Source organism: Paraburkholderia xenovorans LB400 (assembly GCF_000013645.1).
Lineage (GTDB): Bacteria > Pseudomonadota > Gammaproteobacteria > Burkholderiales > Burkholderiaceae > Paraburkholderia > Paraburkholderia xenovorans.
Window position 1 is genome coordinate 3355533 of record NC_007952.1, and the last position, 7991, is coordinate 3363523.

General features: G+C 61.7%; 10 protein-coding genes. 3 read left to right on the forward strand and 7 right to left on the reverse strand.

Annotation, left to right across the window (positions count from 1 at the left end):
- The first annotated feature begins 3 nt into the window (after window positions 1–3).
- Window positions 4–1002, forward strand: coding sequence for a hypothetical protein (locus BXE_RS36715; RefSeq protein ID WP_011493179.1), 999 nt, complete (start codon window positions 4–6; stop codon window positions 1000–1002).
- Between the two features lie 97 nt (window positions 1003–1099).
- On the opposite strand, the gene BXE_RS36720 is transcribed toward BXE_RS36715, so the two are convergent.
- Entirely contained in the window at window positions 1100–1654 is a 555-nt protein-coding gene (locus BXE_RS36720; protein WP_011493180.1) for an NADPH-dependent FMN reductase, read from the reverse strand.
- A 371-nt stretch (window positions 1655–2025) separates the two neighbouring features.
- Here BXE_RS36720 and BXE_RS36725 point away from each other — a divergent pair, with 371 nt between their 5' ends.
- Entirely contained in the window at window positions 2026–2232 is a 207-nt protein-coding gene (locus tag BXE_RS36725) for a hypothetical protein (protein WP_040124209.1), read from the forward strand.
- A gap of 193 nt (window positions 2233–2425) precedes the next feature.
- Here the strand turns inward: BXE_RS36725 and BXE_RS36730 are convergent, their stop codons facing one another.
- The 5 genes from BXE_RS36730 to BXE_RS36750 form a co-directional block, all read right to left on the reverse strand.
- Window positions 2426–2695 (reverse strand): DUF6723 family protein, encoded by a 270-nt coding sequence (locus BXE_RS36730; RefSeq protein WP_233518988.1) that lies wholly within the window; start codon window positions 2693–2695, stop codon window positions 2426–2428.
- Between the two features lie 11 nt (window positions 2696–2706).
- Window positions 2707–2991, reverse strand: a complete 285-nt coding sequence (locus tag BXE_RS36735) for a hypothetical protein (RefSeq protein WP_011493183.1) — start codon at window positions 2989–2991, stop codon at window positions 2707–2709.
- A 453-nt stretch (window positions 2992–3444) separates the two neighbouring features.
- Window positions 3445–3576: a hypothetical protein gene (locus BXE_RS47970; protein ID WP_267886394.1), complete on the reverse strand. Its 132-nt coding sequence runs from the start codon at window positions 3574–3576 to the stop codon at window positions 3445–3447.
- 319 nt (window positions 3577–3895) lie between these two features.
- Window positions 3896–4186, reverse strand: a complete 291-nt coding sequence (locus tag BXE_RS36745) for a DUF1272 domain-containing protein (protein ID WP_011493184.1) — start codon at window positions 4184–4186, stop codon at window positions 3896–3898.
- 134 nt (window positions 4187–4320) lie between these two features.
- Window positions 4321–5697 (reverse strand): gluconate:H+ symporter, encoded by a 1377-nt coding sequence (locus BXE_RS36750; RefSeq protein WP_011493185.1) that lies wholly within the window; start codon window positions 5695–5697, stop codon window positions 4321–4323.
- Between the two features lie 229 nt (window positions 5698–5926).
- On the opposite strand from BXE_RS36750, the gene BXE_RS36755 reads away from it, so the two are divergent.
- Entirely contained in the window at window positions 5927–6913 is a 987-nt protein-coding gene (locus tag BXE_RS36755; protein ID WP_011493186.1) for a sulfonate ABC transporter substrate-binding protein, read from the forward strand.
- Between the two features lie 82 nt (window positions 6914–6995).
- Here BXE_RS36755 and arsC read toward each other — a convergent pair whose 3' ends face one another.
- Window positions 6996–7355, reverse strand: coding sequence for an arsenate reductase (glutaredoxin) (gene arsC, locus BXE_RS36760; RefSeq protein WP_011493187.1), 360 nt, complete (start codon window positions 7353–7355; stop codon window positions 6996–6998).
- Between the last annotated feature and the right edge of the window lie 636 nt (window positions 7356–7991).

Consider the following 7991-nt stretch of genomic DNA (forward strand, 5'->3'; position numbering starts at 1 on the left):
GCCATGCAACACACCGTAATTGGTTTATTCGACACCTTTTCCCAAGCTGAAGCCGCACGCGACACCCTTGTACAAACCGGTTTCGCACGCGAAACGATCGAGTTGCAGGCAAATCCGGAACCGTCTGTCGGCTCTGCAACCGACGAAGTCGCCGGTTCGGGTGTGTTGGCCAATATCGAGCGCTTTCTGTCGAGCCTGTTCACAAGCGGGCAGCGCGAGCCGGACACAGCGCGCTATGCCGAGGCCGTGCGGCGCGGCGCCGTGCTGGTGTGTGTGAACGCGGCAAGCGAAGCGCACGCGGAGCTGGCTCGTAACACGTTCACGAGACTGGGCGCGACCGACATTGGCGAGCGCGCGCCCGATTGGGACCAGCAGACAGAAGCCGGGCGCGAGCATTCTGTCCTCGACGAGCTTGGCATCGGCGCAGTCACACCGGGCACGCCGCGTACGCCGGACGTGACGACGCCAGCCGCCCGGTCCGGTACGCCGGTCGATCCGCTGTACGCCGTCCAGCCAGGCAGCACCGATGCGGAACCGTTCGTGCCGCCGCCCCTCAGCGAGCGGCCTGTGATCGATCCGGTCAACGAACCGGTCACGGATCCATTGGTCGGCGACGCGGGACGAAGTGCGGTCGCCGCCGGCTCGATGCCGGGTTCCGGCGCGGTCATGCGGCCGTCCGAGGTCGTCTCCGAAGCGGGTCAGCCAACCGCCGGTTTAGGCGGTCAGATGCCGAACGAATATCTGGAGTACGAGGAAGACTTCCGTGCGCACTACGACGAGCAGTACGCGGCGGAAAACGAACGTTACGAAGACTACGTGCCGGCCTATCGCTACGGCACGGAAATCGGCAAGGACGAGCGTTATCGCGACCAGCCGTGGGACGATGTCGAACCCGAGGCGCGCCGCCACTGGGAATCGACTTCGCCGGACAGCACCTGGGAGCGCTTCAAGATGGCCGTGCGGCATGGCTGGGAGCGCGTGACTGGGCACCACCACGTGTGAGTGTGAGCGCCCGCGCGGCGGCAGGCTGTTCGATGACAGCCATTGCCGTCACGGCGTTCAGTTTGCGCCGATCGCTCCTGTTACCACGATGACCGCCTCAGGATGCGATCTGACGCTTGACCCACGCAACGTAACGGTCGACGAAAGTCTGCAGGAATTTGCGCGTGCCGTCGTTCAGAATCTCGCCCTTTTCGTTGATGACCGCGGGATCGTGCTTGATGAACACCTCGGGTTGACCCAGTGTCGCAACGTCCAGGTACGCCAGCACATTGCGCAGGTGCTGTTGCGCCAGGGCTGTGCCGGTCGCGCCAACCGAAGTGCCGATCACGGCGCCCGGTTTGTTGCCCCAGGAGTTAGTGCCCCACGGGCGCGAACCCCAGTCGAGTGCGTTCTTCAGCACGCCGGGAATGGACCGGTTGTATTCGGGTGTGACGAATAGCAGGCCGTTAGCGGCTTCGATGCGCTGCTTCAACTGCTTGCCGGCTTCGGGGTAGTCGGCGTCGTAGTCCTGGCTGTACAGGGGCAACGAGCCGATGTCGATGAATTCGAACGTGAAGTCGGATGGCGCGAGCGATATCACAGCTTGCGCTAACTGCCGGTTGAACGACTCGCGGCGCAGGCTGCCGACGACGACCGCAATGTGATAGGCCATGATTCGCTTCCTTATGGTGTGGCGCCCTGGAGCGCAAAAGGTTCGAGTTGTCCATCATAGGCAAAAGCTGCATGGGCCGCGACGGCGGGCGGCAAAAAGCCAAAACGGACGACTATTGGGGACGATACGGCGTGCATCCTTGGGCGGTGGATAACCCGGCATCGCGAAAAGTTATCCACAGATTCGCTGAATAACCTTGTGGATAACTGATACTTTTGCCTTGTCAATCAAGCATGCTTTCGGTCCAGCAAGTTTTGAGGCAAACGGTTGCTCGCGGTTGTCCCGCTCTGTCGGAAGTCGAAGGAGCCCGGCACAAATGACCGGCAATGCAGGCGGTATGTGAACAAATCTACTTGACGGAGGACCCAGCCATGAGTCTCAACTACGCAGGAAAGTCCCACGATGAAGCGGTGGCCGCCCGCAAGAAAGAAAAGCAACGGGCGCAGGAGCAGCCCGGCGGTGAGATGGCCGTCGACGGTACGGAAGCGGACGCCGTGCATAGCAGCGGCGAACTGTCCGAACGTGGCAAGGAAGTGTGGCGTCGCGGCAGCGGCATGGATGGCGGCGGGAAGATCTAGCCGCCGGTAGTGGTGATGCCGCACCTCGCGCCATGCTCGTGTGGTGGCGCATCCGGCGGTTGCGCGCTAGCCGATAAAGCAGGAAAGCGCGCCACTGTGGCAGGCGGCAAGGCGCGATGCCTTGCTGCCTGAAATCTGGAGAGTGTCTTACTTACTGCGTTACTGCGGATTTAACCTGGCGCGTTAAACGCGCTCACTCCGGCACGGCGATGTCGCCATCCACCAGTTGCCAGCCGTAGGTCTCGGCAAATAACTGCGCAGCGTCGGCGTCGTCGAAAAAGGGCATGTCAGCGTGGCCCTGGAACGGGTAGATCACCCGTTCGTCGCTCAAGCGGATCACTTTCAACGTCGGCACCGTGCCACTCGAAGTACGGCGCGAGGACGCCATGACCTGATAGTTCGCACGGCCAGTGAGCGCAGGAAGATTCGCGCGCTGCGAGCGCCTGGAAACCTGACTTGCCATCGGCGCGCGCATCAAAGTCCAGCGATCGACTGGCCGGCAACCATGCCGTCGATAACCTGCTCTGCGTAACTGGCCGAAGCTATGCGGGCGTCGCCCGCCGCGCCGAACGGCGAGCGACTCGGCACGCGAAAGACGCGGCTGCTGGTCATCGTGTCGTCGGTGCCGCGGCGGCAGATTCGTACGGCAGCGTCGAAGCCGGCGTCGTAATGGCGGGTGCCATCGAGACCGCGAGGCTGATGCGGATACACCAGCGGATAGATCTCAAGACCCCGGTAACTTCTGATTGTATTGCTCATGGTGCTCGTCTCCGATGAAGGCTTTCGCTGAACGCGGCGTCTTTGACAGGCGCAATGCCGGCAAATCGCGGCGTATCTGCGAAGCGTGGTGTTGATCGACGATGCACGTGAAGAACGGCCGTTTTTAATCAAGCCGGATTGACGACACCGTAGAGCCAGGTAGAAGGAAGGGACCCTGTTCGGTCAGGGCGCTCTGATGCGAGGCGTTTGCGATAGAAACTGCGCGATACGCGCAGGAGAACTGCAAGCTGTTGACCTACTGTAACACGTTAGTAGGGTGAGCGTTGAACGCATTTACGCATCAGGCCCAAGTGTTGCTTTGGAGTGCCGTGTATTGTTTGCCGCTTTGCTGACGCTGTTGGCCCGCCGCGCTGTCCAGATGAACTAAAGGCGCCACTAACGGCGCCTTTAGTCTTTACTTTCGACTTCGTCTGCTTTGGCCGCTTTGACCGATTAGTTGCCGAAGAACACGTTGCAATATGAAGCCGGGCCGTTGCACGGCGCCGGTGTTGCAGCGTTGGCTGCGCCCGACGCGGCTGCAAACAGGGCAACGGAAGCGATCAGGGCGGAAAGAATACGTTTCATGGTGCTACTCCTCTTCGGCGTTTGGTTCGCGATCGGGTCCCGATCGATGGACTGAAGAATATCGATTCAACGTCCGCCGACAAACAGCGAAGACAAGAAGACAATTTTTTGCATATTGAAACAATCCGCGAGGATTTCCGTGCTGAGGTCCGTGAGAGGGGTCACTCCGCACATGTGCAATTGAGCCATGCCGCCGACGCGGAAGACGCCTTCCAGAAAGCCTTGAGAGCGGATAATCGCGAGGATTGAAGCGCGCCTCGCGCGTGCGGGCGACGCGTTGCGCTTTGGCCGCGCGGCGCTCGCGATCGCGCCGCGCAGTCTAGCGCTCGCCGGGTGGCGTGTCCCGGTAGCGCTCGAAGAAACGCGCATGCGATGCTTCGTCGATCGAAACGGGATGCGACGTGGCGCCGGCCGGATGCTTCTCGAGTTGAGCCCGTGTGCGAATCGGCCGATGCTGGAAATTGCCGCCGCAATTCGGACACACGTTGCGCAGCCTCGTGAACGCGCACACTTCACAGAAGGTGCACTCGTACGTGCAGATCATGGCGTCGGATGCGTTGGGCGGCAGTGACTTGCCGCATCCTTCGCAGGACGGTCTCAGTTCAAGCATGGTGGCTCCGCATTGTCAGGGAAGCGAGGTGCGCAAGCGCCTTTCGCCTGCCGGCCAGTGTAAGCGGCACCGGCCACCCGGAATTGACAGCGCCACGTCAATTCCTGCCAATGCCGCGCCAGCCTATTCCATGCTCACGTCAGCACGGTCCACAACACGAGCGTGAGCGCAAGGCCGACGACGGACACGATCGTCTGCAAAACCGACCAGACCATCACCGTCTGTTTCAATTGCAGGCCGAAATACTCGCGGACCATCCAGAAGCCGGCGTCGTTCACGTGGCAGAAGAACACCGAGCCCGCGCCGATGGCGAGCGCCATCAGCGAATTGTGCGTCGTGCTGAGCCCCGCGACGACCGGCGCGACAATGCCGGCCGTGGTGGTGGTGGCAACCGTCGCCGAACCGGTCGCCTGACGCAGCGCGACCGCGATCAGCCAGGCCAGCAGAATCAGCGGCATGTGCGCGCCGACCGCGATCTTGCCGATCGTCGTGCTGATGCCGGCAACCACCAGCGCCTGCTTGAGGCCGCCGCCGGCACCGATGGTCAGCAGCAGCGCGGCGATCGGCGGCAGGCTCTTGCGCAGAATGCCGCCCACGCGCTCGCGCGCCATACCTCGTGACCAACCCAGCGCCACCACGGCGAACAGCACGGTGAGGCCGAGAGCGACCAACGGCTCACCGAGGAAATCCAGCGTGTTGAACAGGAACGTCTCGGGCTGAAGCAGCAGCTTGGCGACCGTGCGGCCCAACATCAACACGACGGGCAACAGGATCGTGATAAGGGAGATCGCGAAACCCGGCGGCTCGCCGGTGTCCTGTTTGGCGCTGAAGAGTTTGCCCATTTCTTCCGGCTCGACCACGTGCATCCGCCTGGATAACCAGATGCCGTAGAGCGGTCCCGCGAGAATCACCGCAGGAATCGCGACGATCAGACCAAGCCCGAGCGTGAGGCCGAGATCGGCATGCAGCGCGCTCACCGCGATCAGCGGACCCGGATGCGGCGGCAGGAGCGCGTGCAGCGTGGTCATACCGGCCAGCGCGGGAATCGCGATACGCAGGATGGGTTGCTGCGAACGGCGCGCCATCACGAAGATGATCGGCACCATCATCACGAGGCCGACTTCGAAGAAGAGCGGCAAGCCGATGATCAGCGCGACCAGCGCCATCATCCACGGCAGCGTGCGCGGCGTGGAGTGCTTGAGAATGGTCGAGACCAGCCGGTCGGCGGCGCCGGATTCGGCCATGAGCGCGCCGAGCATGGCGCCAAGGGCAATGATGATGCCGACGTCGCCGAGCAGCGCGCCTGCTCCTTTACTGAATGCACTGGCAACAGCTTCGAGCGGCAGGCCCGCCGAAAACCCCGCTGCGAACGTGCCGACCAGAATCGACAGGAACGGCGCGAGCTTCAGCGCGCTGATGAAAACGATGATCAGTACGAGCCCGAGCGCGCACGAGAGGATCAGTTGGGTGTCGTGGGATGACCACGGCGCGAGTGTTGTTGTTAAATGCACGGTGTCCCTTTTGGTCGAGAGAGTGACGCATCCGCGGGCCGCCCGCGGATGACGAATTGTAGCGGCGGGCGGCGGTTGGACGCAGAAGGCGCCGGATCGGGAGCCCCGCGAGCTTCGCTAGCTCGCGTGATTTGCTTATGCGAATTTATCGGTTCGTCCAGGCTTGCAGACGAATTATTGTCAAGGCCAATCGGTCCGTTTTGCGTCCGTCTTTTTAACGAGCATTTTTATGTCACGTCATCCGCTGCTCACGCGCCGCGCGTTCATTGCCGGTGTGGGCGCTTCGTTGGCTGCCGCCACGTTGCCCGTCGTCTCCACGTCCGTTTTTTCCGCCGATGCGCACGCCAGGGAATTTCGCATCGGCTATCAAAAGGCAGCCAATACGCTCGTGTTGCTCAAGTCGCATGGCACGCTTGAAAAGCGGCTCGCGCCGCTTGGCATCACCGTCAAATGGACTGAGTTTCCCGCGGGGCCGCAGTTGCTTGAGGGGCTGAATGTCGGCGCCATCGACTTCGGCTATGTTGGCGAGGCACCGCCCGTGTTCGCACAAGCCGCCGGCGCGAACTTCGTCTACGTCGCCTATGAAATCCCGACGCCGCACGCCGAAGGCATTCTGGTGCATCGGGATTCACCGATCAAAACGCTGGCCGATCTGAAGGGCAAGAAAATCGCCTTCAACAAGGGCTCGGATGTTCACTGGTTTCTGGTCGCTGCCCTGCAGAAGAGCGGCGTGAAGTACAGCGAGATTCAGCCCGTCTACCTGGCGCCCGCCGATGCCCGCGCGGCTTTTGAACGCGGCGCGATCGATGCGTGGGCGATCTGGGATCCTTTCCTCGAAGCGGCGAAGCGGCAGTCGAACGCGCGCTTACTCGCGGATGGCGAGGGCATCGTGAGCCATCATCAGTTCTTCCTGAGCGCGCGGTCGTTCGCGCAACAGAACGCCGATGTGCTCGCGATCACGATGGACGAAGTCGGCAAGGAAGGGGCGTGGGTGCGGGGGCATTACAGCGAAGCGGCCGCACAGCTCGCGCCCATTCAAGGGCTCGACGCAGGCGTGATCGAAGCGGGCTTGCGACACTATGCGCACATCTACAAACCCGTCGATGCGAGTGTGCTCGCGGAACAACAGCATATCGCCGACACGTTCGCCGACCTGCACGTCATCCCGACGCGGATCGTGACTAAAGATGCGGCGTTGCCAGCGAGCAAGGTCTAGTCTGCTGGCCTGACGTACAGTTTTCCAGTTGCCGGGTCTGTCTGCTCGGTCTGTTTCGCCAATCAGGCGCTGTCGGGCGCAATCAGGCGAATAGCGCGGCGACTTTTTCGGGCGGGCGGCCAATCACGGCCCGCCCGTTTCGCACGACGATTGGCCGTTGCAAAAGGATGGGATGTTTCGCCAATGCTTCGTATAACTGAGTGTCAGTCAGCGTAGCATCGGAGAGCTGGAGTTCTTTGTACTCGGCTTCCGTGTCGCGGATCATTTCGCGGACTGCGCAGCCTAGCTGCGCGGTGAGTTGCTTGAGCTGATCGACCGTGAGCGGATGCTTGAGGTATTCGACGATTTCCGTTGCTTCGTTTGCGCTGTTGTAGGTGTCGGCGATCAGCTCGCATGCGGCGCGTGATTTTGAGCAGCGGGGGTTGTGGTAGATCGTGATCATGGTTTCGGGGTGGTGGTGAGTAGGGGTTGCGGACTGCGCGTGTGCGACGGGAGGTTGGGTGGTTTATGTGGGGATCTTACCGGTTGGGGAGGTGGGTTGCTGTGGCAGATCGGGGCCGAAGGGGCTGGGACACTTTGGCAGCGCTATGCGAGGGATGATTTGCGCGGGGGGATTGGACCTTCCGTTAAGGGTGCATTTTTTGTTTTTGAATTTTTCGATAATCTATTGCATGTGCGCAGACTGACGATGGGTGTGGTGCACCGTTGGGGCAGCTAGTTCGCGCAGAGACCACGCGGGTTGCCCATGCGAGACGGCGATCTCGCAAGCTCGCGCCGAAGTGAACGACGTTCCGCGCGTGGATTTCTCGGCAGCGAATGCCGCGGCGGAGGACGAGCATAGTTGAATACTCAACGAGCGATGCTGTTGTTGTGGAACGGGTTTGCGCTTTATGCGCATAAAGCGCGGCGCTAGGGCGTCAGTTTCGGCCACCTCCCTCCGCGCGTCTCAGCTCGCGGATTTCGCGGTATGCGAAACGCCTTCCTGCCACGATGGAACCGACGCTCCCGGCTCCCAGTTGGAAATCCAATCGCCGTGGTGATGCGTGGAGCGGTGGCCCCCACTTCTCTTTGGTAAGTA

Coding starts and splice junctions, on each gene's coding strand:
- BXE_RS36715 (WP_011493179.1), top strand. CDS start 4: ATGCAACACACCGTAATTGGTTTATTCGACACCTTTTCCCAAGCTGAA.
- BXE_RS36745 (WP_011493184.1), bottom strand. CDS start 4,186: ATGCTTGAACTGAGACCGTCCTGCGAAGGATGCGGCAAGTCACTGCCG.
- BXE_RS36725 (WP_040124209.1), top strand. CDS start 2,026: ATGAGTCTCAACTACGCAGGAAAGTCCCACGATGAAGCGGTGGCCGCC.
- BXE_RS36730 (WP_233518988.1), bottom strand. CDS start 2,695: ATGGCAAGTCAGGTTTCCAGGCGCTCGCAGCGCGCGAATCTTCCTGCG.
- BXE_RS36755 (WP_011493186.1), top strand. CDS start 5,927: ATGTCACGTCATCCGCTGCTCACGCGCCGCGCGTTCATTGCCGGTGTG.
- arsC (WP_011493187.1), bottom strand. CDS start 7,355: ATGATCACGATCTACCACAACCCCCGCTGCTCAAAATCACGCGCCGCA.
- BXE_RS47970 (WP_267886394.1), bottom strand. CDS start 3,576: ATGAAACGTATTCTTTCCGCCCTGATCGCTTCCGTTGCCCTGTTTGCA.
- BXE_RS36735 (WP_011493183.1), bottom strand. CDS start 2,991: ATGAGCAATACAATCAGAAGTTACCGGGGTCTTGAGATCTATCCGCTG.
- BXE_RS36720 (WP_011493180.1), bottom strand. CDS start 1,654: ATGGCCTATCACATTGCGGTCGTCGTCGGCAGCCTGCGCCGCGAGTCG.